The 26,115-nt window shown below is 50.8% G+C and carries 22 protein-coding genes; 16 read left to right on the forward strand and 6 right to left on the reverse strand.

The genetic code is table 11. The features are described from left to right. The first annotated feature begins 55 nt into the window (after window positions 1-55). From CRG97_RS03930 to CRG97_RS03955, 6 genes are all read left to right on the forward strand, one after another. Window positions 56-1,051, forward strand: a complete 996-nt coding sequence (locus CRG97_RS03930; protein ID WP_098741850.1) for a LacI family DNA-binding transcriptional regulator — start codon at window positions 56-58, stop codon at window positions 1,049-1,051. 311 nt (window positions 1,052-1,362) lie between these two features. After that, complete coding sequence (locus tag CRG97_RS03935; protein ID WP_098741851.1) at window positions 1,363-2,727, forward strand: cytochrome ubiquinol oxidase subunit I; 1,365 nt, start codon at window positions 1,363-1,365, stop codon at window positions 2,725-2,727. After that, window positions 2,724-3,740 (forward strand): cytochrome d ubiquinol oxidase subunit II, encoded by a 1,017-nt coding sequence (locus CRG97_RS03940; protein ID WP_098741852.1) that lies wholly within the window; start codon window positions 2,724-2,726, stop codon window positions 3,738-3,740. Before CRG97_RS03935 ends, CRG97_RS03940 begins: the two co-directional genes overlap by 4 nt. A 69-nt stretch (window positions 3,741-3,809) precedes the next feature. Then, window positions 3,810-5,630 (forward strand): thiol reductant ABC exporter subunit CydD, encoded by a 1,821-nt coding sequence (cydD, locus tag CRG97_RS03945; RefSeq protein ID WP_098741853.1) that lies wholly within the window; start codon window positions 3,810-3,812, stop codon window positions 5,628-5,630. Next, window positions 5,627-7,351 carry a thiol reductant ABC exporter subunit CydC gene (gene cydC, locus CRG97_RS03950; protein WP_098741854.1) on the forward strand — a complete coding sequence of 575 codons (1,725 nt, stop codon included), beginning with the start codon at window positions 5,627-5,629 and terminating at the stop codon, window positions 7,349-7,351. The genes cydD and cydC overlap by 4 nt, the downstream gene beginning before the upstream one ends. A 307-nt stretch (window positions 7,352-7,658) precedes the next feature. Then, window positions 7,659-8,066, forward strand: coding sequence for a FixH family protein (locus CRG97_RS03955; protein WP_161952912.1), 408 nt, complete (start codon window positions 7,659-7,661; stop codon window positions 8,064-8,066). Between the two features lie 102 nt (window positions 8,067-8,168). Here CRG97_RS03955 and CRG97_RS03960 read toward each other — a convergent pair whose 3' ends face one another. Further along, window positions 8,169-9,065 carry a LysR family transcriptional regulator gene (locus tag CRG97_RS03960; RefSeq protein WP_237566282.1) on the reverse strand — a complete coding sequence of 299 codons (897 nt, stop codon included), beginning with the start codon at window positions 9,063-9,065 and terminating at the stop codon, window positions 8,169-8,171. A 105-nt stretch (window positions 9,066-9,170) separates the two neighbouring features. Here CRG97_RS03960 and CRG97_RS03965 point away from each other — a divergent pair, with 105 nt between their 5' ends. Together CRG97_RS03965 and CRG97_RS03970 are read left to right on the forward strand one after the other, a co-directional pair. Next, the gene (locus CRG97_RS03965) at window positions 9,171-9,812 is read left to right on the forward strand and encodes a histidine phosphatase family protein (RefSeq protein WP_098741857.1); all 642 of its coding nucleotides are present in this window, start codon (window positions 9,171-9,173) and stop codon (window positions 9,810-9,812) included. Between the two features lie 11 nt (window positions 9,813-9,823). Beyond that, complete coding sequence (locus CRG97_RS03970; RefSeq protein ID WP_098741858.1) at window positions 9,824-10,750, forward strand: HPP family protein; 927 nt, start codon at window positions 9,824-9,826, stop codon at window positions 10,748-10,750. A 350-nt stretch (window positions 10,751-11,100) separates the two neighbouring features. Here the strand turns inward: CRG97_RS03970 and CRG97_RS03975 are convergent, their stop codons facing one another. Together CRG97_RS03975 and CRG97_RS03980 are read right to left on the reverse strand one after the other, a co-directional pair. Beyond that, window positions 11,101-11,868, reverse strand: a complete 768-nt coding sequence (locus tag CRG97_RS03975) for a sulfite exporter TauE/SafE family protein (protein ID WP_098741859.1) — start codon at window positions 11,866-11,868, stop codon at window positions 11,101-11,103. Beyond that, complete coding sequence (locus CRG97_RS03980; RefSeq protein ID WP_098741860.1) at window positions 11,868-13,343, reverse strand: carboxylesterase/lipase family protein; 1,476 nt, start codon at window positions 13,341-13,343, stop codon at window positions 11,868-11,870. The genes CRG97_RS03975 and CRG97_RS03980 overlap by 1 nt, the downstream gene beginning before the upstream one ends. 125 nt (window positions 13,344-13,468) lie before the next feature. Between CRG97_RS03980 and CRG97_RS03985 the strand changes: the two genes are divergently transcribed. The 4 genes from CRG97_RS03985 to CRG97_RS04000 all read left to right on the forward strand — a co-directional run bounded on the left by CRG97_RS03985 (window position 13,469) and on the right by CRG97_RS04000 (window position 16,971). Further along, the gene (locus CRG97_RS03985; protein ID WP_098741861.1) at window positions 13,469-14,365 is read left to right on the forward strand and encodes a LysR family transcriptional regulator; all 897 of its coding nucleotides are present in this window, start codon (window positions 13,469-13,471) and stop codon (window positions 14,363-14,365) included. Between the two features lie 73 nt (window positions 14,366-14,438). After that, on the forward strand, window positions 14,439-15,317 hold the full coding sequence (locus CRG97_RS03990) for an AraC family transcriptional regulator (protein ID WP_098741862.1): 879 nt from the start codon (window positions 14,439-14,441) through the stop codon (window positions 15,315-15,317). A 78-nt stretch (window positions 15,318-15,395) separates the two neighbouring features. Next, window positions 15,396-16,142 carry a phytanoyl-CoA dioxygenase family protein gene (locus CRG97_RS03995; RefSeq protein ID WP_098741863.1) on the forward strand — a complete coding sequence of 249 codons (747 nt, stop codon included), beginning with the start codon at window positions 15,396-15,398 and terminating at the stop codon, window positions 16,140-16,142. Window positions 16,143-16,170: 28 nt separating this feature from the next. Continuing rightward, window positions 16,171-16,971: a sugar phosphate isomerase/epimerase family protein gene (locus tag CRG97_RS04000; protein WP_098741864.1), complete on the forward strand. Its 801-nt coding sequence runs from the start codon at window positions 16,171-16,173 to the stop codon at window positions 16,969-16,971. 109 nt (window positions 16,972-17,080) lie between these two features. On the opposite strand, the gene CRG97_RS04005 is transcribed toward CRG97_RS04000, so the two are convergent. The 3 genes from CRG97_RS04005 to CRG97_RS04015 are packed head-to-tail and all read right to left on the reverse strand — an operon-like array spanning window position 17,081 to window position 19,823. Next, entirely contained in the window at window positions 17,081-17,611 is a 531-nt protein-coding gene (locus CRG97_RS04005; RefSeq protein ID WP_098741865.1) for a chromate transporter, read from the reverse strand. Window positions 17,612-17,637: 26 nt separating this feature from the next. Then, window positions 17,638-18,285, reverse strand: coding sequence for a chromate transporter (locus CRG97_RS04010; RefSeq protein ID WP_098741866.1), 648 nt, complete (start codon window positions 18,283-18,285; stop codon window positions 17,638-17,640). After that, window positions 18,285-19,823: a sulfatase family protein gene (locus CRG97_RS04015; RefSeq protein ID WP_098741867.1), complete on the reverse strand. Its 1,539-nt coding sequence runs from the start codon at window positions 19,821-19,823 to the stop codon at window positions 18,285-18,287. Before CRG97_RS04015 ends, CRG97_RS04010 begins: the two co-directional genes overlap by 1 nt. 123 nt (window positions 19,824-19,946) lie before the next feature. Between CRG97_RS04015 and CRG97_RS04020 the strand changes: the two genes are divergently transcribed. The 4 genes from CRG97_RS04020 (at window position 19,947) to CRG97_RS04035 (ending at window position 26,092) form a co-directional block, all read left to right on the forward strand. Then, window positions 19,947-20,801: an AraC family transcriptional regulator gene (locus tag CRG97_RS04020; RefSeq protein ID WP_098741868.1), complete on the forward strand. Its 855-nt coding sequence runs from the start codon at window positions 19,947-19,949 to the stop codon at window positions 20,799-20,801. A gap of 75 nt (window positions 20,802-20,876) precedes the next feature. Further along, entirely contained in the window at window positions 20,877-22,676 is a 1,800-nt protein-coding gene (locus tag CRG97_RS04025; protein ID WP_098741869.1) for a sensor histidine kinase, read from the forward strand. Window positions 22,677-22,680: 4 nt separating this feature from the next. Beyond that, complete coding sequence (locus tag CRG97_RS04030) at window positions 22,681-24,324, forward strand: response regulator (RefSeq protein WP_098741870.1); 1,644 nt, start codon at window positions 22,681-22,683, stop codon at window positions 24,322-24,324. Window positions 24,325-24,520: 196 nt separating this feature from the next. Beyond that, complete coding sequence (locus CRG97_RS04035) at window positions 24,521-26,092, forward strand: extracellular solute-binding protein (protein WP_098741871.1); 1,572 nt, start codon at window positions 24,521-24,523, stop codon at window positions 26,090-26,092. The last annotated feature ends 23 nt before the right edge of the window (window positions 26,093-26,115 follow it).

A 26,115-nucleotide genomic window follows, 5' to 3' on the forward strand; every position in this document is an offset into this window, starting at 1 on the left:
ACTAGTGTTAAGCCAATGTAAACGTACGGAAAATCCGCCGCAAGGAGTATAAACAATGAAGGTTAGTATATTTGACGTAGCAAAAAAATCAGGCCTGTCCGTTGTAACGGTGTCACGTGTCTTAAACGGTGCCGAATCTGTTCGAGAGAAAAACAGACAAAAGGTTCTGGAAGCCATCAAGGAGCTTGATTACCGTCCTAATGCTGCCGCTCGGAGTTTAGCCCGCGGTAAGACAGGGATTGTCGGTTTGATCGTGACCACCCTTCAGGACTCCTTCTTCGACGCTGTAGTCAAGGAGTTGAATGAAGTGCTGGCACTTCACGGTTATTTCCTGGCCATTTCGGTCTCTACGGGCATAGGCTCTGACGAAGCCCATTATCTGATTCAGGAAGATCGCGTGGACGGACTGATTCTGCTCTCGCCAATGGAAGAAGACAACTATATCGTGGAATTGAAACGGCGCAATATCCCTTATGTCCTGATTGACAACCAGAAGCCGGATAATGACGCTTTTTCCGTCACCATAGACAACTACAAAGGCGGTTATACCGCAACGAAGCACCTGCTCGATCTCGGCCATACTTCCATTGCGCATTTAAGCGGGCAGGATATGTTCCGCAGCACGAGGGAACGCCGCAGCGGCTTTCTGCAGGCACTTAAGGAAAAGAGCATGGCGCCGTTCGAAATGGTTACAGGTGATTTCGAGATCGACTTTGGCTATGATATCTGCCGCAAATGGCTGCAGGAAGGGCGACTTCCTTCCGCCGTTTTCGCAGGCGATGACAATATCGCGCTCGGGGTCATGAACGCTCTTCTGGAAGAAGGCATCCGGGTTCCAGAACAGGTAGCCATTGTGGGCTATGACGATCAGTATATCTCATCTAAGCTGCGCCCCCATTTGACAACGGTCCGGCAGCCTACTGACCGGATTGGGCTTGCCGCAGCGGAAATGCTGCTGAAGCGTATGGATGGTACGATGAAACGTGGGGGCAATGTTCGGATTGACCCTGAACTTATCGTAAGAGCATCTACGGTTATGCCTGCAGAATAGTCAGTTGTTTCATTCAAAGAAGAGTGCCTGGTCCCCGTATTTACGGGGACTTTTTCTTTTTATCGAATGTATGAGTAGATAAGCATGCAGCTTCAAATACCATACATCGGTTAATAGATCAATGACTCGATAGAGTGATTTTCTTGTTTTTCACCGAGTTGTCGGAAAGATACGATTGTTTGTTGAACGAGAGGCTTTCGTGATTCATTTGAGACATTGCTTCGTTATAATAACGTTTAATTATCGGGTAAGTATGGTTAGGGTCAATCCCGATCAACGAATGAACAGGGTTTGAAAGGAGGCAGTATCTCGTGGTTATAGATACGGTGCTGTGGAGCAAATGGCTGACAGGGCTAACCTTGGCGTTTCATGTCATTTTTGCCACGGTTGGCGTCGGTGTTCCGTTAATGATTGCCATTGCCGAATTTGTTGGTATACGTAAGAAGGATCCCCATTACATGCTCATGGCCAAAAGATGGACGCGAGGATTCGTTATTTCGGTGGCGGTTGGCGTGGTGACTGGAACGGCGATATCCTTGCTGCTCGCGCTTGTTTGGCCGAATTTTATGCAAGTGGCGGGGAATGTCATTGCACTCCCGTTGTTTATGGAGGTTTTTGCATTCTTTTTTGAAGCCATTTTCCTGGGGATTTATATGTACACGTGGGATCGGTTCCGCAACCCGTATATCCATTGGCTGCTGACGATTCCGATTGTCGCCGGGGCAGGCATGTCCGCTATTTTTATAACGACGGTGAACGGATTCATGAATCAGCCTGGAGGCTTCGTCATGGAAGCAGGCCACTTTACGGCGGTTAACCCGCTGCAAGCGATGTTGAATACCGCAACGCCTTCAAAAGTATTCCATGTACTAACCTCGGCCTATTTGACGGGAGCTGCCCTGCTGGCAGGAATCGCAGCCTACGTTATTCTGAGAAAAGGGGCCTCGGCATATTACAAGAAAGCATTGAAGCTCATGATGGCGGTTGTTCTGGTGTTCAGCTTGCTGACAACCTTAGCCGGTGATATGTCGGCCAAGTTTTTGGCGGAGCATCAACCGGAGAAGCTGGCCGCTGCAGAATGGCATTTTGAAACGGAAAGCGGTGCGGATTTGATATTACTGGGCTGGCTTAATGCGGAGCAGAAGGTAATGGGAGCCATCCACATTCCGAAAGCGCTCAGCTTCCTGGCCTTTGGAGACTTTGATGCCGAGGTAAAGGGGCTGGAGGAGTTTCCGCTTGATGAAAGGCCGCCGCTGCTTGTCCATTACTTGTTTGATTTCATGGCCGGGATCGGTTTTGTTATGTTGGCCGTTGCGGTCCTGTATTTCCTGTTTTTGTTCTGGAAGAGACGCAATGAGCTCAACAAGTGGCTGCTTCGGGCCATTGTTTTTAGTGCGCCTCTCGCATTTTTGGGCGTTGAAATGGGCTGGTTCTATGCGGAGCTCGGGCGGCAGCCGTGGATTATCCGCGGATATATGCGCGTAGAGGAGGCGGCTACGACTTCACCGAATGTGAGGATTCTCTTTTTCCTCTTCCTGCTACTGTATATTGTTCTTGGGACCATGTGTGTCTTTGTCCTGAGACGTTTGTTCCGTAACAAACCAGCAGAAGCCGAGCTGGACGAGTTCGTGAGAGAGAAACGCGATCAATCCACGGGAAAGGGTGAGCCGGTATGATTAATTACGAGTTGATAGGCATCTCCGTTCTTTGGCTGTTTTTATACGGCTATTTAATTATAGCTTCCATTGATTACGGCGCCGGTTTTTTTGCCTTCTATGCCCGTCTGACGAAGCAGGACCACCTGATCAATCGATTGATATCCCGTTATTTATCGCCGGTCTGGGAGATTACCAATGTGTTTTTTGTCTTTTTCTTTATCGGCATTGTCGGTTTTTTCCCGGACACAGCCTATTATTATGGATCTGCGCTGCTTATACCGGGAAGCATCGCCATTATTCTGCTGGCAATCCGCGGCTCCTTTTACGCGTTTGAAAATTACGGCTCCAAAGAAAACCTCGTGTATCTGTTTTTATATGGGGCCACAGGTTTGCTGATTCCGGCTTCCTTGTCGGTAGCATTAACGCTTTCCGAAGGCGGTTTTATTGTGGATAGAGGCGGAACTGTTTCTCTGGAATATTGGACGCTAATGACGAGTCCGTTGTCGTGGAGCATCGTCGCATTGGCCATCGTATCGGTACTGTTTATAAGCGGGTCGTTCCTGGCCTTCTACGCATCCCGTGCGGACGATCAGCCAGCGCTAAAGCTGGTGCGGACATATGCCCTGTTTTGGAGTACGCCAACCATTATTGCCGCGCTCACGGCTTTTATTTTCCTCAGTCAACATAATGAGCGGCATTTTCAAAACATGATGGATTTATGGTGGCTGCTGGCGCTTTCCGTTGGTTTTTTCATGATAGCCATATGGCTGCTGTACAAAGGACGCCGCTACGGGCTGGCTTTTATCTGTGTCATGCTGCAATTTTTCTGTGCATTTTTTGCATACGGTATCGGGCAATATCCTTATATTCTGGATCCGTACATTACCATTCAAAGCGGAGCCACGCATGAGTCGATGGGCGCTGCGCTTGTGGCAGCCTTTATCGGCGGCCTATGCCTGCTGATTCCGTCCCTTATACTGGTCTTTAGGCTATTCCTGTTTGATGCGGATTATGTAAAAGGCAAAAAATAATAATCGTGCGTGGGTATCACTTCATTCAGGAGTACCTTGCAGCGGTTTGGTATAAAGGAGGGGAGTTACTTGAAGGGGAAAACCAGTCTGCTGTCTCAGCAAATGTCCGCACAAAGGAAACGTATTATTCTCTTGGGGTTCATGTCGCTTGCGCTCGGTGCAGCCATGACAGGCCAGGCCGCGCTGCTCGCCGAAGCGGTCCAGAGGATTTTTGTGCAGCGGGCTTCCTTTTCGTCGGTTGTTGTCATACTTGGCTCATTGCTGGCTGTGATGGCTGCGCGGACGCTGCTGTCTTATGGAAACGGGATAATCGGCTTGCACATGGCTGCAAGCGCTAAGACGGAGATGCGAGCAGCGGTGCTGCGAAAGCTGACCCATGCTTCCGTAGCTTCAACGCTTCGTGGACAAACGGGCGGAAAGGTCAGTGTGGCGCTGGATGCGGTGGACGAGGCGGACAGTTATTTCAGCCAGTATATACCGCGTATGATAGAAGCCGCCATTATTCCCGTCCTGATTCTGGTCATTGTTTTTACTGAGCATGTGAATTCCGGCTTGATTATGCTGGTTACCGCCCCCTTTATCCCGATTTTTATGGTGCTTGTGGGGTTGAAAACGAAGAACAAATCGGAGGAGAAATTCGCACAGCTGGCCGAGTTCTCCGGTACGTTTCTCGACTCTCTTCAAGGGCTGGTTTCGCTCAAGCTGTTTGGTCGGACGGATCATCAGCAACAGGAAATTGAACGCAGCAGCCTGGGCTATCGGGATGCAACGATGGGCATTTTACGGATTGCGTTTACCAACACCTTCATGCTGGAATCCATCGTTATGCTTAGCATTGGCGTTGTCGCCCTTGAGCTGGCGCTGCAGCTGCTGGTTTTCAAATCGCTTTCCTTCCACACTGCCTTTTTGATCCTGCTGCTGGTGCCCGAGTTTTACAGCCTGTTAAAAAACACCGGAACTGCTTTTCACAGCGGTCGTACCAGCATGGGGGCTATCCGAAAAGTAGAGGAGATGCTAACGGAAACAAGGGAAGCAGGAGCAGTGACAGATGGGCAAGAGGGCGCCGCGAAAAAGGACAGAACAAACCGGGTCGATCCGATGGATACGGTGGATAAGCCTGAGACAGCCGATTTGGGTTTGATACGGATGCCGCCATCCATCGAACTGAGGGATGTCCGGTTTCGGTATGCGCCGGATTCGTTCGAGCTTGCAGCCGGCTCCATGTCGTTTGGACCAGGGGAGCAAATCGCCATTGTCGGTAAAAGCGGATCCGGCAAAACCACCTTGCTGCATGTGATTGCCGGGCTGCTTGCGCCGACGTCGGGAGAAGTGCTGGTGAACGGACGTCCGCTTGCGCAATACGATGAGGCTCACTGGTTTGATCATGTTAGCTACATTACCCAGCATCCGTATATTTTTGCCGGCACGTTTGCCGACAATATTGCGATTGGTGCGGGCAGGGCCGCCTCCAGGGACGAAGTCGTGCAGGCGGCGGAGGCCGCCGGACTAGCTGCGGTTGCAGCCGAGTTGGAGCAGGGCTATGACACCTTTGTCGGCGAAGGAGGCCGGGGGTTGTCGGGCGGCGAGAAGCAGAGGCTAGCGCTGGCGCGTGCTTTTTTGAAGCGGCCTGCCGTTATTTTGTTTGATGAACCCACCGTCGGATTGGACTTGCACACCGAACGCGTCTTACAGCGGTCCATTGCCGAGCTTGCAAGCAAGGCGACCATGATTACCGTGGCGCACCGCTTGTACACGATACGACATGCCGACCGGATATTGTTTATGGACAACGGAGTGCTGCTGGACAGCGGGTGCCATGATGAGCTTCTTACGCGTCTGCCCCAATATGCTGAAATGGTGGATGCCCAGCGGAAAGGGGGACTCGCATGAATGAGCTGGCTATTTTAACCAAGGCGATGATTCAGGAACGGAAGGATATTGCCATCGCCATCATCGGAGGATTCGTTGCCGGCATCGCAGGTGTATGCCTCTTCGCCGCAAGCGGGTATCTGATCTCCCAGACTGTATTTGCCCCGCCGCTCTACACCTTGATTGTGCTGACGTCCCTGGTAAAGTTACTTGGTCTGCTGCGGGCGGCAAGCCGCTACGCGGAACGCTTGTATTCCCATCGGGCGACATTCTCTCTGCTCAGCCGTTTGCGTACATCCTTTTTTGCCAAGCTTGTTCCTTTGACGCCAGGGATATTGGGCAAAAAGCGGAGCGGAGAACTGCTCGCACGGATCGTCGGGGATGTAGAGAGCTTACAGCATTACTTTCTGCGTGTCGCCTATCCGCCTGTCATTGTTGTCATGGTCTTTCTGGCTACGGTTTTGTTTACTTCCGCCTTTTCATTCTGGATTGCCTGTTTGTTTGTGCTGGGGATGCTGGCAACGGCTTTTGTGGTTCCGGGACTTGTTCTCCTTGGACAGAGAAGGATATATGGCCGCGTTCGCCAAGAGCGAGCGGCGCTTTCCACAGAAGTGACCGAATTGCTTTACGGTTTCCGCGATTTGAAAGTATACGGGCAAATGAAAAAGCGCGAGCAGCAGCTGCAGCGTACCTCCGCCGCATTGGCAGCGGAACAGCAAGCGGCAGCCCGGCATCTGCTGCGCGGGCAATCACTGCATGTTTTTGTAACGTATCTGATTTCGTGGGGCGTACTGATTCTTGGCGCCTATTTGATTATGGATGGCTCGCTTGCCGGCGTATTTCTTGCCATGCTGATCATGGCTTCGCTTACGGTGTTTGAAGAAGCTGCGCCAATGGCCACACTGCCTGCTTATAAGCTGGATAGCGAACATGCGGCAGCTCGGCTTGCGGAAACGGTTCATGCAGCAGATAAGCAGCCGCCGCAGCCATGCGGTGTCCTCCCTATCGAGAAAGCCGTTTCCATTGAGCTGAGCGGTGTTTCATTTCAATATGAAGATGAATGGCGACCAGCGCTGAAGGACATTTCCCTCTATCTTCCGCCGGGGTCTAAAACCGCCATTGTCGGTCCGAGTGGATCAGGGAAAACAACCCTCATCGAATTGCTGCTCAAGCTGCGCACACCGACAGACGGTCAGATTCGTTTAAATGATACTTCGATTAAGGAACTGGATGAAGCGAGCATTTGGCAAGCCTCAAAGGTAGTACTGCAACACAGTCATTTCTTTCGGGGCACCGTTCGGGACAACCTGCTGTTGAATGAGGAGCATCATTCTGACCAAGCGTTGTCGATTATACTGGATAAAGTGCAGCTGCCGAATAAGACCCTGGACGATATGGTGTATGAAAAAGGGGAGAACTTGTCGGATGGAGAGAAGCAGCGCTTAGCCTTGGCCCGGGCGATGCTCCGAGAAGGGCGGTTATGGCTTCTGGACGAACCGACGTCTTCACTGGATTACGTTACGGAGCAGCGTGTTTTTCGGCATCTGTTGGCGCAAGCGGTTAACGATACGCTTCTTCTGATTTGCCATCGGCTGACCGGCTTGGAAGAGATGGACCGTATTTTGGTCATGGACCAAGGCAGGGTCATTGAAGCAGGCACGTATTCAGAGCTGATGGAGCAACAGGGATATTTTTATGAAATGAAACAAATTGAGCTGCAAATGATCGGCGAAGAGGGATAGAACGAGTGCTGTTAGCATGAACGGTTGTGGAGCACGTCTACTAATAGTTTCGATTTAGAAAACCTTTATATTTAGCGTTTAATAGAATACAAATTAGCTTTTGAAATATAATCGGAAGTACAAAAAGAAGTCGATTAATCTGGCTTCTTTTTTTTGTTACTGTTGCAACTAAAATCTTCCTTCTATTACCATATATACTTATTATTTATATATCGGACATATAATATATTATTTCTTAATGACTTGTCTCTGTATACTTAGGATGCACCACGAGATTTGGACTATACAGGAAATGGAGATGATTCGTGTGAGAAGAAGTGTGCTGCTCTTGATTGCAGCCGTATGTTTATTGATCTCTGTCGCCTGTTCCGGCGTTGGCGGGGGAGAGGCCAAAGAATCGGACAAACTGCAAGTTGAAGTGAATCCTGTTCAAGACGTCCTTGTATCCGGCCGTGCCATTCTCATAGATGCCCATATAACAAAGGGAAGCGATCCAATCGTCGATACCGCGCAAGTCGAATTCGAAATATGGAAAAAAGACAGTCCCGAACATGATATGATCACTGCCATTCCAGACCAGGATGGGAATTACCGGATTAAAACGCTGTTTTCTGAAGGCGGGGAGTATTTCGTCAAAGCCCACGTGAAAAATGGAGCGGCGTCGGTAACGACGAGTGAAAAGAAACTGGTCGTTCAAAACGATGAGATGAGCTAAAGAATCACCGCTTATTAATGGATAGTACCATTTGGAGGAAGCCGGAAAAAACGGCTTCCTTTTTTAATCGATAGACGACCATTGACCCATTACAGTGTGGATCTAACCTTTCTTTGCGATCGAAATAAAATCGCGGATGAATCCCTCCAGATTATCTTTATCATGAGAGCAGAGCACGATTTTGTTGGTAAAACGGACGCCAATGACATCCACTTTAGCTAATTCTCCCCGTTTGATGAATGGACTGGCCACAAGAGAGGATACAAAGCTGACGCCATATCCGGCGACCACAGCCTGGATGGTTTCATTAAGGCCGTTAAATTGCAGTTCGATCTTTGGTGGGCTGACATCTTGAACGCTGCACAGCTCAAGGAGCCTCTTTCGGGTCGTGCTGCCTTCCTCCCGCATAATAAACGGCTCTTTCACCATGTCTTCCATGGAAATTTGCCTGTTGGCATACTTATGATTCGGCGCAACCACAAATTTGAATTCGTCTTGATATAATTCTAGGCAATGGAGGGAATGGTCATTTTGATTTGTAATTTCGCTATTTCCAAAGATGGCGATATCCGCCTCGTAATTCGTCAATCTTTCAAGTGCAACTTGTGAATTCACCGTCGTAATTTCCACTTCCACTTTCGGATATCTTTGCTTGAATAAGGAAGCCCACTTGGGGATCAGAACGCTGGTCGCGAGGTAATTTCCGGAGAGCCGAAGTTTTCCCTGCGGATGTTTATGATAGTCTTCAATCATGGTTTCGATTTGTTCTTCGAGAAGAAACAGCTTTTCGGTGGGTTTAAACAGCTTTTGGCCAAAAGAGGTCAGAACCAGGTTTCTTCCTTTTTTCTCAAATAAAATGACGTTGTACTGCTTTTCAAAATTCCGAATTTGGGCAGAGATGGCAGGCTGGCTGATATTCAGCCTCTTGGAGGCCTCGGTAACGCTTCCGGCAAGAGCAACGTTATAGAACAGCATCAATGCATGCAGATTGAGAGACAATCCCATCACCTCCTATACATTTTGTTAATACATAATATAAAACATATATTTTTATTTTATACATTGTGGACGTATACTTCAATTACCAACAAAGGAGGGAGCAACATGACGACCACCACCATTTATTTCGTAAGACACGGCCAGACCCAGTGGAACGTGGAACAGAAGATGCAGGGGCATATGGACTCACCGTTAACACCTGAAGGCAGACGGCAAGCTGCACGGTTGCGTGACCGGTTACAGACGGTCACGTTTGATGCGATTTTTTCGAGTACCAGTCCGAGAGCGTTGACAACGGCCCAGATGATTTGCGGAAGCAAATCGGAAAGAATCATTAAATTAGATGAACTGAAGGAAATTCACATGGGGCTGTGGGAAGGACAAAGCGTACCAACAATACAGAATGAGCATACCGCTGAGTTTGATCATTTTTTGCATAAACCTCATTTATACCGTCCAACAGGACAGGGAGAGACCTTTCCGGAGCTGCTGGATCGGGCGGTAATCGCTGTGGAAAGAATCCTGCTAAGCTGTCCGGGAGGAACCGTTCTGATCGTAACCCACCGTATGACCTTAAAGACGTTATTGAACCATTATTCCGGAATGGAGTTGAGTGACATGGGGAATTTGCCGGATGTTCCTTCAGCGAGCTTAAGCAAAATTGTATTTCATGATTCTCATCCATTCATCGAGCTGTACGGGGACACCTCTCATTACGAGGGAAGCGCAGAAGTGTTGCTGAAATAAAGGGAGGATGCATGAACACGAAGAAAAGGAAAGCTCTCTTGGCTTACACGATGGCTTTCGCCACGATTATCCTGATGGCCGGGGCTTCGGACCTTCGTCATAATCATGAGTTTATCCTGCCCGAAATCGCGGCCATGGTGATCGCCATGTGGGTCTACCGGGATCCGAATTGGCTCAGGCATCCGCTTCAGATTTGCCTTGCTCCCACACTCACATCCGTGATCGGTTTTACCATTAATCATCTCCATGCTGCTTATCTCTGTAAAGTAGGTATCGATTTCATCTTGATTATGGCCTGTTTGCGTTTGATCCAATCCAACTTCGCTCCGTCCCTTGCGACCGGCTTGCTCCCTCTGATCACCAACGCGCATGATTGGAAGCTTGTCCTGATCATTTTCCTCGCCACTTTGATATTAATGCTGGTGGTTATATTCTTTCGAATGAATGCATCCCTGGAGAAGAAGGTGCAGATCCATTATAAATATACGTACTTTTTCCTGTGTCTGATCTTTGTGTGGATCGGAATATGCTGGATCACCGGCTTCGGGAAGCTGGCCGTTATTCCGCCCATCATTGTCGTGGTATATGAGTCGATTCAAAAAAGTGAGTACAGCGGTAAGCTGGCATTGAAGCAGGGAGCTGCATTAACTGTATCCGCGACGATTGGGACACTGCTGTTTCTGGCTTTGGATTCTTTGGTCATCATAACGGTACTGGATATGATGCTGATGCTGTTATTGCAGTGGATAGTTAAGATTCGTATGCCCGCGATATATGCTTTCCCGCTGCTTCCGTTCATCTTCACGCATGATGTCGTGCTGCTACTCCCGCTGGCAACAGTGTTCACTTGTTTGTTTATGTTTACAGCGGCTGTCGCTTATAAAAAAATTGAATCTGCTATCCGACCGGAGCGGGTGGACGTGGATATCTCCATGTAATTGAATCCATCTGAATCTATTAATTCATTAAGAAACGCACATATTCCCAATATAAGCTTGGGGATCCCCTTTAATTCCTATAAATAGGTTTGCCTCGGATGCCGGAAATAAGCATCAAAATACCGCTCTCCCGATAAATCAAATCAAGCTATAATAGTGGTATTCGGGTTCTGTGGGGGTTCGGGCCACCAGTTGGGTGGCCCTTCTACCCGGAGGGGCAGAAAATTATCTGCCCTTTACTCTAGCACTGCTGCCTTCACAGTTCCGGCAGGACAAGTCTGGGAGATTGCGCAGCAATTAACTTAGAGATCATGTTTGCTCATTCAACTCCCTAACTGGTTGGGCAACCTCTACAGCAATAGAATGGCAGCACCAATCATTGGGGTGAGGACCATGCAGGTTTTCAGCCAGACAACGGGTACCCGCTTCGTAAACTTTGCCCCCACATACGAGCCGGACATCGTACCGATCACAACAGCGACGAGCAGTTGAACATCCAGGTACCCGATCGAGAAGTACCCGGCTCCTCCGGCCAGTGCGATTGGTATAATGACCAGCATGGTCGTGCCGGCGGCAAAACGCATCGACATGCCGAGGATCAGCATAAGCCCTAACTGGATGAAAGGGGTGGAGCCGATTCCGAACAGCCCCGATAAGGCGCCGGTGATGAGTCCGATTAGCAGCGCCTGCAGCCAGTATCGGAAGTCATGGACGACGGATGGCATCGAGTCCCCGGAATCCTTCGACCGACGTGAGACGTACAGCATCCTGAACCATAAGGCTAGTCCAGAGGCGAACAGCATACCGGATGTCATGAAGCCCAGCTTATCCTCGGGAATAAGCGAGGACCAGCCTGAGCTAACCCATGCCCCTGCCGCACCGGCCAAGCCGACGACGGCCCCCGTCTTCAGTACCATGTTCCCTTCCCGGTAATGGCTGACAGAACCGGAAAGCGACGAGAAGAACATCGCCGCCAGTGCGGTACCCAGCGCGGTATGAATGGGATAACCGAATACGACGGTTAGGATGGATATAATGAAACCTGAGCCGCCTGCACCTACGAAACCGAGAAGGAGTCCGAGCAGCACCATAACGAGGGCAATATCGACCAACTGCATCAGACCATCCTCCAAACCTGATGGGGAACGCCGATCCCAGCCGGAACCGGCAGGTCTTCGCGAACGCAGCAAATCTTGTCCAGAACCATAGTGGCGTACCCGCTTCCATAGACGGGCCAAGCCGGCAGCGCATGGATATTCGGATCTCCGCTTTGTATAAATGCAACCCATGCTTCCCGCATGGCGCCTGCCAGTGCATAACTCTCAGCTGTTACAGCATATGGATCCTCATTGGTGGGCAATGTGGACATAGGATTGTGGGGTAACGCCGCATGGATGAGACTGCCTTCATAACCGTGTATCGCGCCGAGTGTGCCGCCGCATTGAAGCCGATACATCCACACCGATGTTCCGGACGATGCCACGGCTTCTGCGAACTGCATCGCTCCAATCGTATATAGGTGCTCGGTTAACGCTTTGTTCCATGCATCACTCGATGACATCGATTGATTATAACGACCATAAGCATCCCACACGACAGCGGCATTCGCTCCGAAGAATCGATCGAGCGTCTCGGAGGCCGGTGATTGAAGCAAGGGATCATCATGAATGAAGATGGCCGCTTCATCCTCATTCGTTCCGATCAGCAGCGGCGGCAGATCGATGCTGCCGGTTATGCTCGCCAGGGGATCTACGGGGATAACATGGCCATCGGATACCGGACCGAACATGTGCAGGCTGCGCGAGGTATCGGAACCGATCGTTGACTGTGCTTCGATTATTTTCTCCGCAGGAAGTTCAAGCAGCTGATGCGCCTGGGCTTGAGATAATCCCAGCTCTTCAAGCAACTGAAGACTCGTTACATTAGCGGTTTGACAATCTCGTATCGACTGCGTCGCGCCGCTCTGGGCGATAGCCTGGTGGAAAAGGCCACGTGTCGTCTTCATCACGTAAAGTGCGGCCGTGCATTTGGCCCCGGCAGAATTGCCGATGACGGTTACTCGCGACGGGTCGCCGCCGAAAGCGGTAATATTAAACTGAACCCATTGCAGCGCAGCTGCAATATCGAGCATTCCATTATTGCCCGAGGTTTCATAATCTTTGCCCAGCAGTCCTCCCAAATACAAGAAACCTAAAGCACCAAGCCGATAGTTGATCGATACGTAGACGATTCCATTCTCTGCTGCATATCGAGATCCATCGCACTCCGCCCCCATGCCCGACACGAACCCGCCGCCATGAATATAGACCATGACAGGCTTTAAATTTTCACTTGCGTCTGATGTCCACACATTTAAATTTAAGCAATCTTCGGACTGCACAAGCTCCGGCATGCAGCCATGCGGATTATGCTTCTGCGGTGCGATAGGTCCGAATTGATTGCACTGCCTCACGCCCGGCCAGGAGAGCGGAGGTGCCGGAGGCTTGAATCTTCGCTTACCGATTGGCGGGGCAGCATAAGGGATGCCCCGGAATACATACGAGCCTTTTAATTTTACGCCTGCAACTTTTCCTGATAATGTCTGTACGATCAAGTTGATCGTCTCCTATCCTTACGATTTGAGACTATTATATCTTGTATATTTTATGAACCCTAATATATATTGATTTATATTAATTATAACTTTTAGGTTATGTATTGTAGAAAGTGGGGATCGGAATGGAACTGTTGCAATTAAAGTATTTTCAGACTGCCGCCCGAATGCAGCACATGACGAAAGCAGCCCATAGCCTACATATCTCTCAGCCGGCACTAAGCAAAATGATCGCGTCGCTTGAAGCCGAGCTGGGAACCAAGCTGTTCAAACGGGAGCGTAAAACGATACGGCTGAACGAGCACGGCAAGCTGTTTCTCCATCAAGTGAATATCGCGCTGCAAGCGCTGGAGGATGGAAAGCTGCAGCTGCAGGATGCTAATGGCAGCGCCCCCGCTGCCATCACGCTTGATGTTCGCGTCTCCTCGCATTTACTGCCGGATCTATTGGCCGATTTCCGCAAAGAATGGCCGAATGCAGAGTTTCAATTGCAGCAGCATGTTTCGTCATTCGAAGGTATGCCGAGCTTCGATCTGTGCCTATCCGATGGCGCAACACCACCAAAAGGAACAGCGTCGGTCTGCTTGCTCGAAGAGGATATCGTGGTTGCCGTTCCCGCCGAGCACCCGCTTGCGGATCGGAACCATGTCAGCTTGCAGGAGCTCAAGGAAGAGAGCTTCATTACCCTGCCTCCGGGTAAATCGCTGCGTGAAACAACCGATGCCTTTTGCCGCCTTGCCGGATTTACCCCCCGTATCCGATTTGAGAGCGACGATCCCGCCACCGTCCGAGGGCTAATTCGAGCTGGTCAGGGAGTTGCCTTCCTGCCAGCCGTTACGTGGGGCGGATCAACCGGACCTGATGTCGTCCAACTGCGGCTCGAAGAAAGCTGGTGCAAACGCTCAATCTCCTTGTCTTGGCCCGAGGACCGATACCTCACGCATACTGCAGTACTGTTCCGGGATTTCATCATTCGATACTTCGCAAGTCTGGCCGAATCGCACCGGCAGGACATCGCCTAAGAGGATTCTAGCCTGTTCGCCCTTATCCGTGTTGGAATTATTGTGAAATCAAAAGTGAAAAGGAGCGTCTTAAGTGGAAACCAAGCAGCCTCCCAGGCTAACCAATGAAGATTACCAATTGCAGCCCCACGCGCCTGTTCAGGTGTTTCATGGCATCCATCCGGGGACGATTCCGCTGCATTGGCATGAATTTTACGAGCTGAGTTATGTGGTTTCCGGGAAAGGTGAGCACAGGCTCAACGGTTCCTCGTATCCGCTGTCATCCGGAACCATCTTCTTGCTGACGCCAGCCGATTTTCATGAGCTGGTTTCGTTGAAAGAGGAACCTCTTGAAATTTATAATGTCATTTTCACCGAGGCTATGATGGATGATAACGTCTACCATTGGTTATTCGGCGGGAAACGTCTGCTGCAAGCACAGCTTGAGGAGAAGCAGCTCCCGGGGGTATTCGCCGACTACGAACGGATGAGGGAGGAAAACGGAGCTTGGCGGGAAGGCAGCGAGATCGTGATCCGGGCTACGCTTCAGCGGCTGTTGGTGGATCTGTATCGTGGCAGCGCCGCAAATCGCATCCAGCCCACGAACGGGACGAGAGATCGGCAGCTCAACTTAAACCTGCAAAAGGCTCTGATCTACATTCATCATCATTTCCGTGAGGATTTGAGATTGGAGGATGCAGCGGGTCAGGCCCAATACTCGGCTACTTATTTCAGCGAGTGTTTCTCGAAATCCGTGGGGCAGTCTTTTCAACGTTATCTGCAAAATGTCAGAATGCAATTCGCCGAATCGCTGCTTCAGGCCTCTTCGCTGCCTGTTACCGAAATTTGTTATGTCTCCGGCTTTAATACATTGGGGCATTTTGAAAGGGTGTTTCGTCAGCGAAAAGGAATGTCCCCCCGACAGTACCGCAACAAGGCAGAGATAACCGAAGATATGCAGCATTTATCCTAACGAATGCGCAGTATGGCTCTGACCGTCCGGGATATAATGACCACAGTTAACGAAATCCCTACTTGACTGGAGGTTATGATGATGACAACGCAAGCCCTTTCGAAGCAAGAAGTTGAGTTTTATAAGGAAAATGGGTACTACTTGTACAAGAAGCCGCTCTTTAGTGACGAAAAAATGCAGGTTCTGACATCCATCTTTGAAGAGCAGCTGGAGGAGAAGGGCAGCAAATTATCCGACGAGCTGGATACGCCGCATTTCCGTGACGAAAGGCTGCTCGACTTTCTGTTATCCGATGAGGTACTGGATCTGGTTGAACCGATCATTGGTCCGAATATCGGGTTGTGGTCCAGCCACTTTATCTGTAAAGATCCGCTTGTCGGACGTGCTACGCCGTGGCATGAGGATTCGGCCTACTGGAACGGAAGATTAAGCAGCTTCGACAAGATTATCACCGTATGGCTGGCGATCGACCGCAGTTGGAAGGAAAACGGATGCATGCGGGTCATTCCGGGTACGCATCGTAACGGTTTCTCGGATTATGAGGAAGTAGACCGGGCGAGCAATTTGTTCGACACCCAAATCAAGAGCGGTTCCGTCGATGAGTCTCAAGCGGTTTACTTCGAGTTGGAAGCGGGAGAATGCTCGCTTCACGATTCGCGGATCATTCATGGCGCGGAGCCGAATACTAGCCCGTACCGTCGCTGCGGCTACACCATGCGGTATTTCTCGACGGAAGCGCTTGTCTACCCGGATAAGAACCCGGGCTTTAAAGTGTGGCTGGCCCGCGGAAAGAATATAGCCGGAACGAAATTCGTCAACGAATAACCTGAAGGGGAAAAGGAGAATTCGCGAATTGAATATTCAGCTGTATAAAGCCTTATGGGGCATGGAAGGAAGCTACAGGGACCAATTGACGCGGGCTGCACAGGCCGGTTACACGGGGATTGAAGCCCCGCTGCCTCCTCGGGAATTGGAACACGAATTCAAAGACCTGCTTGCTGAGCTGCAGCTTCACTATATTGCCCAGGTGGTCACTTCCGTTCCCCATCAAGAAACCTTCGCCGAGCAGGTACGCCGGGCTGCCGATTTCGATCCGAAACTGATCGTGTCCCATAGTGCCCGGGATGGCATGAAGATAGAGGACCAGTTGCGTTTTTTCGAAGCCGCGTTGAAGATTGAGCAAGAGGTCGGCATTACCATCGGCCATGAAACCCACCGATCGCGGGCGATGTTTACGCCATGGACAACGCGCCGCTTGCTGGAGGAGTTCCCCGAGCTGAGTATTACGGCTGATTTCAGCCATTGGTGCTGTGTGACGGAGACCATGCTGGAGGATTATGCGGAAGACATGGAGATCGCTATTCGCCGCGCCGTTCATATACACGCTCGCGTAGGTTACGCTCAGGGCCCGCAGGTTCCCCATCCCGGAGCGCCCGAATATAGCCGGGAACTGGCCGCATTTGAAACGTGGTGGAAACGAATTGTCCAATGCCGGAGAGAGCAAGGGTTCAGCTATACCAGCATAACGCCTGAATTCGGGCCTGCCAATTCCGGTTACATGCATACGCTGCCTTTCACAGGAGCTCCTGTTACTGATCTATGGGAAGTAAACGAGTGGATGGCCAAGAGGATTTCGGAACGGATGACACCATAAAAAAAGAAACCAAAACAAGCCGGACCATGAAGGTGCCGGCTTGTTATTCGTGCTTTGGAAAGGAAACCTTGTCCAATCCTTCACGCACGGCCGACAGCCATCCAACTTATTAGAATAAAACAATACCGGCAGCGCCGGCCATGAGGAGTATTAACAACGGGTGAAGTTTATACTTCAGCAAGAGAAATAAACAGGCTCCGCAAATCAGCAGCGTAGGAATGAGGCCCTGAATGAGCCCTTCACCCTCATCGGGATACCCAAAATGAATAGCTGCATATACAATGAGTCCTGTCGTTACGGGACGCAGGCCGTATAAAGAAGATTGTACATATGGATTGCCCCGCATGCGATAGAAGAGGGCGGACAGCAGCACGATGACGACCAGCGACGGCAGGATGATGCCCGCAGTTGCGACGGCGGCTCCGATATAGCCGGCGGACTGATAGCCAATCAGCGTAGCGGCATTGGTGGCGATCGAACCGGGCGCCATGCCGGCCAGCGCCACGGTCTGCTGGAATTCCGCGGCAGTCAGCAGCCCTTTTTCCGTTACCTCCTTCTGAATGACCGGGATTACCGCATAACCGCCGCCAAAGGACACGAGGCCTACACTTATGAACATCATGAACAAGTCCCAATACATGTTTCAATCGCCCCGATTCGTTTCGCTCAAATGTAATATTCCAGTTCCGGGCAGCTGTTGATCGCAGCTTTCTTCTCTGTATTCGCTTGAAGGCCCAGCCGTTTTTTGATCTGAATGACAGCCATTCCGCATAGTAAGCTTAGCGCAATAAGATAGAGGGGGTGCACGCTTGTAAACAGCATCACGGATACGGTGGCTAGGGCGGATATCGTTGTCGTTGCATCAAAGACGGCATGTTTGGCCATCCGGTAAGCAGCGACGGCGATCAACGCAATAACGGCGCCATGCATCCCCTTTAAAGCAGCTTCAACCTTGGGTTGATCCCGAAAAAAAATGGCGCCTATGCTGATCAGGATCACGATCAAAAACGTAGGGCATGTCACGCCAAGCACAGCCGAAACAGCCCCGGCAATGCCGGCTTGCCGGTGGCCGATCATCGCGGCCGCATTCACGCCGACTCCACCGGGAGCGGAACCGGCAAGCGAGATAAGCTCACCGATCTCCTCCTCGTTTACCCACTTTTTCTTGCTTACCACTTCGCGCTCAATAATGGGCAGCATCGCATATCCGCCTCCAAAGGTGGAAGGCCCGATGCGAAAGAAGGTCCAAAATAGCTGGGCCAGCAGCGTTAACCGTTCTTTCAGACTGCTAAAGTACGCGTTTATCCTTTCCATTAAGCGTGATGAATTCTCGGCATCGGCATCGGCTCCTTGCCAAGCTCGGCCCAGATGTATTTGAGCAGAAGCTCCGCCTTCAGCGGCTCGTACCCCGGTTCGTCCCATAAATTGCGCAGCTCGCCGGGATCCGCTTCTAAGTCAAAGAGCTCGCCGTAGGTTTGATTGTAATAAACGGTGATCTTATAGCGCTGCTCGATGTACGTTTTCTGATGAATCGTCGAAGGTTCATGCCGGAATTCGCAGAGCGCGTGCTGCCGCGCGGCGTTCGCGTTACCGAGCCACACTTCCTTTTGGTCGATGCCCGTCATCGCTGGCGGTATCGGTATATTGCAGAAGGAGAGGAAGGTAGGGGCCAGGTCGACCAGGGACTGCATTGCAGTGGTCCTTTTTCCGGCAGGCACCCTCCCTGGATATCGTGCAATGAATGGAAGCTTGATTAAATCCTCGTAATGGAACCCGCCCTTGGCTTGAAGGCCATGCTGGCCGAAGAAATGTCCATGATCAGTGGTGAAGACAACGATTGTATCCTCGGTCAGTCCCAGTTCATCCAGTTTATCGAGAATGCTGCCGATATATTTATCCATCATGCTGATCATGCCGTAATACACGGCGACCAGCTTCTTCTTGTCGTACTCCGTTAACCTGGATTTCGAGCCGTATTCGTAATAATGATGGGAACGGTAGCCGTGAATGCCGAACCCGGTTTCAGCGAGATGCGAAAAATCCGGGTCTTCTTCCTGCGTCAAGCGGAAGTGCGGCGGATTGCGGTCATGCTCACCTCGCGTCAGGGATGGGATCGTGAGTTTATCCGGATCGTACATGGAAGCCCATGGTTCCGGCACCAGGTATTCCGGGTGCGGGTCGAAGAAGCTCGCCCACATAAAGAAGGAGTCATCCGCTTTCTTATATTCTTCCAAAAGAGAGTTGGTTCGCTCGGCGATCCAGGTGTTGTAGTGGTATTTTTCCGGGATGGGCCAGGTGTATGTTTGGGAAGGATCCATGGTTCCCGTAGGCGGTAGGAAATACTCCCGCCAATTGGCGCATCCTTGCTCCTCCAGCCATAAGGCATAATGTTGTCCGACATGGGCCTCATTCGTATGGTTGCGGGCCAGCTCGACGTGATCGAATCCGTAAAAAGGGCCGTTAAAATTCCGCCAATACTCCAAATCTTGAAGAATCGGGTAGGCCTCTACGGATGGGTAATCTTCCGTTGATTTCAACGGCTGAAAATGCGCTTTTCCCACCAGCGCGGTCCGGTAGTCAGCGCCTTGGAAGCTTTCTCCCACGGTATGGCGGTCTTCCAGCAGCTTCGTCCCCAAGGTCCATGCTCCATGCTGGCTCGGGTACTGCCCCGTAATGATGGAAGCTCGACTCGGCGTGCAGGTGGGATTGGGGCAATACGCCCGATCGAACGTCGTCCCTTGACGCGCCAGACGGTCCAGATTGGGCGTAGAGATTTCAGGCTGAAAGGCTCCGATTGTATTCCAATGCTGCTGATCGCTTGTGATTAGCAAAATGTTAGGTCTTCTCGACAAGTGTAATCCCCTCCTAGTATGATGATATTGAAAATAACGGGTTATAAAAATAGCGAGGTGTTATATTTTTGTTGTCATTTTGTTATTCTTGATGGAAAAATGAAGGAAGAGGAGGGAGTCATGATGCAGGAATACGAATATGAATATGCGGAATTCATCTATTATACGCCGGGATATTTGGATAAAGAGGAGCAGATCTGGCCTGTCCGGGCTGGGCGAAGCATTGCCAAGCCCAATTACAGAGTCGGACCGAAGCGAATCGAGTGTTATAGCCTGCATTTTGTACATGAAGGCATGGTACGGCTAGAGTTCGATGACAAGCGAGTGGATCTGCAGAAGAATGATCTGTTCTGCCTGTTTCCGGGCCGGACCTATTATTATCACATGCTTCCCGCGGAAGCACCGCTTCAGATGAGCTGGTTGGCAGTGGACGGGTACAGGGTCAAGCCATTGTTGGAGCTGGCCGGCTTATTTCCGGAAAGCCCGTTCGGCAAACAAATGATATCCTCTAGAGTCAAAGAATCCTCCGAACGCGTGATTGATGCCCTGGCCGGTGTCGAGCGCTGGAAACCGGCGGTATCGCTGGAGCTGCACGGCTTGATTTATGGACTGCTCGCCGGCATGGTCCCGGATATGGCTTCCGCACAGCCGACGGAACTAGCGGGATGGATTCACGAGTGTTTGGATTATATGGAGCTGCATGCTACCGAGGGGATTTCCGTACAACAGGTTGCCGAATTCGCGGGGGTGCATCGGTCGTACTTCTCCAATATGTTCACCCATCAGGTAGGAATGCCGCCGTTAAAATACCTTCAGCGCATACGAATGGAAAAGGCAAAACGGTTGTTACAAGAAACGGACGCAACGATTACCGAGATTGCCTTGTCTCTCGGCTATCCGAATTTGTATTCGTTCACCAGGGCTTTCAAGATCTATTATAAGGTGCCTCCCATAACCATGCGCGGAGCTCAATGCTGACCGTACGGACGGCAATATGTTTTTGTAAACGTTTACTATCGATTTCTTCTGATCTGGAAAAAGGAGACACGCGCCATGAAACTCTCTACGATTCAAAGGTGGATATCACCCAGACGAAGTATTCAGGGGAAAATCTTTATTGCGTTCAGTGCGGTTACGTTCGTGTCCATTGTCTCCATTACGGTCATCGTGTATATGAGCATGCGCGAGACGATCATGCAAAATGCGATCACCTCGGTTTCGGACAGCATCAGGCAGGCGGATGAATCGCTGAATATGATGCTGGAAGAGATCGACCGGCTGAACACCGTCGTGGTGACCAACAAAAACACGGTGATCGACACCCTGCTGAGCCCTCATGAAGAAATAAGTTATGAATGGTTTCAAGAGCAGAAACGGATCGATGAGTTTCTATCCGTGCTGATTGATTACAAGCCTTATATTTCACGAATTGCCGTGGTCGGTTTGAACGGCAAGGTGTTTTTCTCGGGTGGTCCGTGGCTGGACAAGACGGTCTTGGGGACCGGAATGATGGATTACATGCTCCAGAATGGATCGCGTCATGCGTATTTCAAGCAGACCGGGGTGTCGGATGCCATCACGATCGGGCGGGAGATCCGATATAACCGGGAACCGATCGGGGTTGTCATGGTGGATTTGAATTATGATTTCATCCAAAAAACATATGGCGTGAAGCCGACCACCGATAGCATGGTCTATGTACTGGACAAGCAGGGCGGGTTTGTCTATGAGGCCGAATCGGCGCCGTCCTTTGCCCCGTCGTTCGAGAAGATTCTCAGCATCCACGGAGAACTCGCAGGGAATGGGGATGCCATCAAGCAAGCCATTGACGGCAGAGACTACATCGTTGTCAGCCGCCAATCCGGTTATACGGGATGGACTACCCTAGCTTTGATACCGATGGATTCGTTGCTTAGCGAATCGACAAAGCTCCGTAAACTGTTGGCGGAGGTATCGGTTATCGTCTTCATTGTTGTCCTGATCGGTTCGCTGCAGGTATCTTCCCGAATCACCCTTAATATCCGGAGGTTGAAGTCCTTAATGATGTTTGTGAAGGAAGGGAATCTGACGTTTCCGAGAAAAGAGATAACAAGCGAAGACGAGACCGGGCAGCTGTACCGCGTCTTTATCAGCATGGTGGAGGAATTGAAGCGACTGCTGGAAGGGATCCGGGTCAGCGAGAAGGAGAAGCGGGAGGCTGAGTTAACGGCGCTTCAGGCGCAAATTCATCCCCATTTTTTATACAACTCGCTGAACACGATCAAGTATTTGGCCAAGATGAATGGCGTGCCGAATATCGAAGAGGTGTCCGGATCGCTGATTGAGCTTATGCGCGGTGTTCTGGGCAATTCGAGTGAATTTCTGACGGTGAGGGAGGAACTGGATTATGTTGAACGCTATATCTCGATCGTGAAGTACAGGTATATGGAGCCGGTCCGGATGGTTACCCAGATCGAGGACGACATTTTGCTGGAATGCCGGGTGCTGAAGCTGATGCTGCAGCCCCTTGTGGAGAATGCCATCATTCATGGAATCGGAGCGATGGAGCAGGAAGGACTCGTGCTGATACGCGTATGCGATGAGGGCAGCGATTTGAGGATTGAAGTGATCGACAATGGCAAGGGCATAACGGAAGGGCAAAGGGCACACCTGCTGGGTGGGACGGGAACGAAGGGAGAAACCTCCCGTTTTAGCGGTATGGGCGTGCGTAATGTGCATGAGCGGATCGTTCACATGTACGGCGATTCGTACGGCGTCAAGCTGTACAGTGAGCCGGGTTTATATACAAAGGCCGAGATCCGGCTGCCGAAAAAAATGGAGAGTTCGGACAAATCCCGACAAGAGGTGATATAGAGCCATGTTTCAAGTGCTGCTCGTTGATGATGAGCCGCTCGTGCGGCATGATCTGCGAACGTTATTGGACTGGAATGAGCATGGATTCGAATTATGCGGCCAAGCGCATAACGGATTGATGGCCTTGGCCATGATTGAGCAGTCTCCCCCGCATATTGCGATCATTGACGTGAATATGCCCGAAATGAACGGCGTAGAGCTCAACCGGGCGATTAAAGAACGGTTTCCGTTCATTCAGACGATTATGCTCAGCAGCTTTGATGATTATGACTACGTGCGGGAGTGCCTGAAGAACGGCTCCATCGATTATCTGTTGAAGCATCGGCTGGACGGTGCAGCGCTAGTCACCCTGTTAAATAAAGCGGTCCTGGAATTGCGGCAGGAAGATCGGTTGCTGGAAGTACGCATGACTCACGAGGTCGAGACCGAAGTTCTAATTCCCGCACTGATCCGCGATTATATCGTTTACCTCGTTAGCGGGCAGAAGGATGCAACCACGGAGGTTAAGGCTTTCTCACAAAAAAACAGCCTGTACACCCACGCGTTAAGCTATGCGGCAGCGGCCGTGCAGATTGTTCCGTTCCTGCTGCTGACGGAGTCATACAGCGACGTGCAAACGAACCGGCTGGTTCAGCAGGTGGTCGATATGATGCAGCAGAGCTTGGGTGATATTCAGGAGCGGACGGCGGCTTACGTGGAGGATGGACGGTTTATTGTCGTGTTTGCGTTCAAGGAGCGGAGCGAGCATGCCATCAATAACGAGATAGCCGGACGGATGAGAAAGCTTCAGCATGCGCTTGAGCTGTTCCTTAATTTAAAATGCGTGGTCTCCGTCGGACATGTATGCACCAGCTTGTCACAACTCGGCTCAAGTTATATCTCCGCTGAGCGGGTGCTCGACGCTTCCACTGCAGAGCCGTCCGGAAGCAGTGCAGCTCCAAGGATACCGGGCCGGGCCGGGGGACTTGCGGGCGGAAACCATCAGCGCGTATCTTTGACGATCGAGGAACACAAACAGCTTCTGCTATCGATTGAAAGGCTGGACATTGAAGACGTGCACGGGTTAATCTTCTCCATCTTTGCTTCAATCCGTCATCTGCCAATCCATTCGCATACGGTCCAAATGATAGTCAGCGAGCTCATGCAAACCGGGGATAAGGCATGGAAGACATGGATGCAATCTGCGGAAGCCGCGAAGGAGAAGCTTCCTTCAAGAAGCGAGCTCGGAAGAATCGGCACTGTTGGAGAGTTGGTGCAATGGCTGCAATCCTACTATGCGGACTTGCTTGGCCTGCTGAAGCAGCACCGTGCGGCGGGACCGTATTCCCGGCATGTCACGCAGGCCGTTCATTTTATTCTGGAGAGGTATCCGGGTTATGTCACGCTGGAGCTTGCCGCCGGTGCAATCGGCCTGAACTCTTCTTATTTAAGCAGAATATTCAAGGAAGAGACGCAGCGGACGTTCTCGGAGTATCTGAATCGGGTTCGAATCGACGCAGGGCGGAAGCTGCTGGAAAGCGGCAAATACTCGATCAAGGAAATCAGCAATCAAGTGGGTTTCACGACCCATAACTATTTTTTTAAAGTATTCAAGGAAATAACGGGGGTAACCCCGCAGGAGTATTTGAACCGCTTGGGAAGAGAATAGGCCAAAAACCAAGTATTCAGATCGGCAGAAGAGCCGTGCGGGGAGGACGCCGCTCACAAACCGTAAAATATGTGGAGTAAATGGTCATATTTTTGTAATGGGCCGTCTTGAAGGGTGAATTATAATAATCACACACCAATAGTAAACGCTTACAAATGGCGCTTGGTGAATGAAGGGATATGGGGGTCGCTTATTTATGCGTAAACGCTGGGGAAGAAACGCGGTCATCACAATGATCGCTTCCAGCTTGATGCTGGCTGGATGCAGTTCCGATGGAGGTTCGAAGAAAGAAGCTGCACCCGAAGGTACAGAGAATGTGGTTCATGCTACAGGGTTTCCGATTGTAGGGCAGCCCGTGGATCTCAAGATGTTCACCCGGATTGCACCCGTGAACGGTCCGTTCAAAGAGATGCCGGTATTTCAGGACTACGAGAAATTGAGCAATGTGAAGGTTGAATTTATTGAAGCGCCGACGGATGGTTTTCAGGAGAAGAAAAATCTGTTGTTCGCCTCCAACGAGCTGCCTGATGCCTTGTTCCGTTCCGGCCTATCACCGCTCGAGGCCGTTCGCTACGGATCGGCAGGGCAATTGATTCCGCTGGAAGGCCTTATCGATGAATATGCGCCGAATCTGAAAAAATTGATGGAGCAATATCCCGAAATTCGCTCGGGCATCACGACGCCGGAGGGGCATATCTATGCGATTCCGGGCATTGTAACACTGGGCGCGGCACGGACGGATAAGAAATGGATCAACCAGATGTGGCTGGAGAAGCTGAATCTGGAGGTGCCGGAGACGACGGAAGAATTGTATGAAGTGCTGCTGGCCTTCCGTGACGGGGACCCGAACGGCAACGGTAAACAGGACGAAATCCCGATGACGGCTCGGCTCGGATTGCCGGTTGTGGCCGCAATGAGCGGATCATTCGGACTGGATTCCCAGCTCGGCTATAACGTCAATATCGAGAATGACAAAGTTAGTATCTGGATGGGCAGCGACAAGAATAAAGAGATGCTCATGTACTTAAACAAGCTTTACAAGGAGAAGCTTCTGGATCCCGAGATATTCTCACACACCGAAGCGCAATATTTGGCCAAGCAGGGGTCGGGCAATGCGGGATTCTTCTTTGACCAGACTAACAATAATTTCTTGTCGATCCAGGACCAGTATACCGGAATCGCGCCTCCGGCTGGCCCGAACGGAGATCGGATGCAAAGCCAGGCCTTGCCGATTGCGCGGGATTTTGGAGCCTTTGCCATCACATCCATTAATAAATACCCGGACGTAACGATGCGCTGGATCGACTATTTCTATAGTGACGAAGGATCGACGCTCCTGAGGTTCGGCAGGGAAGGGGAGCATTATGAACTTAAGGACGGGATTCCGTTCTATACCGAGGATTTCCTGAAGGATATTACCAATCAGGCCAAAATCACGCCTTACGCCGGGGGAGGGGCACCTCATCTCATCAGCGAGCAGGTTGCTTCTTTCATCAATCCGCCGCAGGTGCAGGAAGCGCAGCAGAAGCTGGATCCGTTCATGCCGGAGGTTCGTTATGCGGCTCCGATGTTTGATGAACAAACCGCACAGCAGGTCAACATTCTGCGCAACGATATCGACAAATATTACGAAGAGCAAAGCACGAAATTCATTGTTGGCGCCCTTAGCTTCGACAAGTGGGGAGAATTCCAATCCACGCTCAAGAAGATGAAAGTAGGCGAGCTGGAGCAATTGTACCAGGGTGCCTATGACAAAATGCAGAAATAATGCTGCTACATCATGGATAAGGA

It is taken from the genome of Paenibacillus sp. EZ-K15, from assembly GCF_002573715.1.
Lineage (GTDB): Bacteria > Bacillota > Bacilli > Paenibacillales > Paenibacillaceae > Paenibacillus_AQ.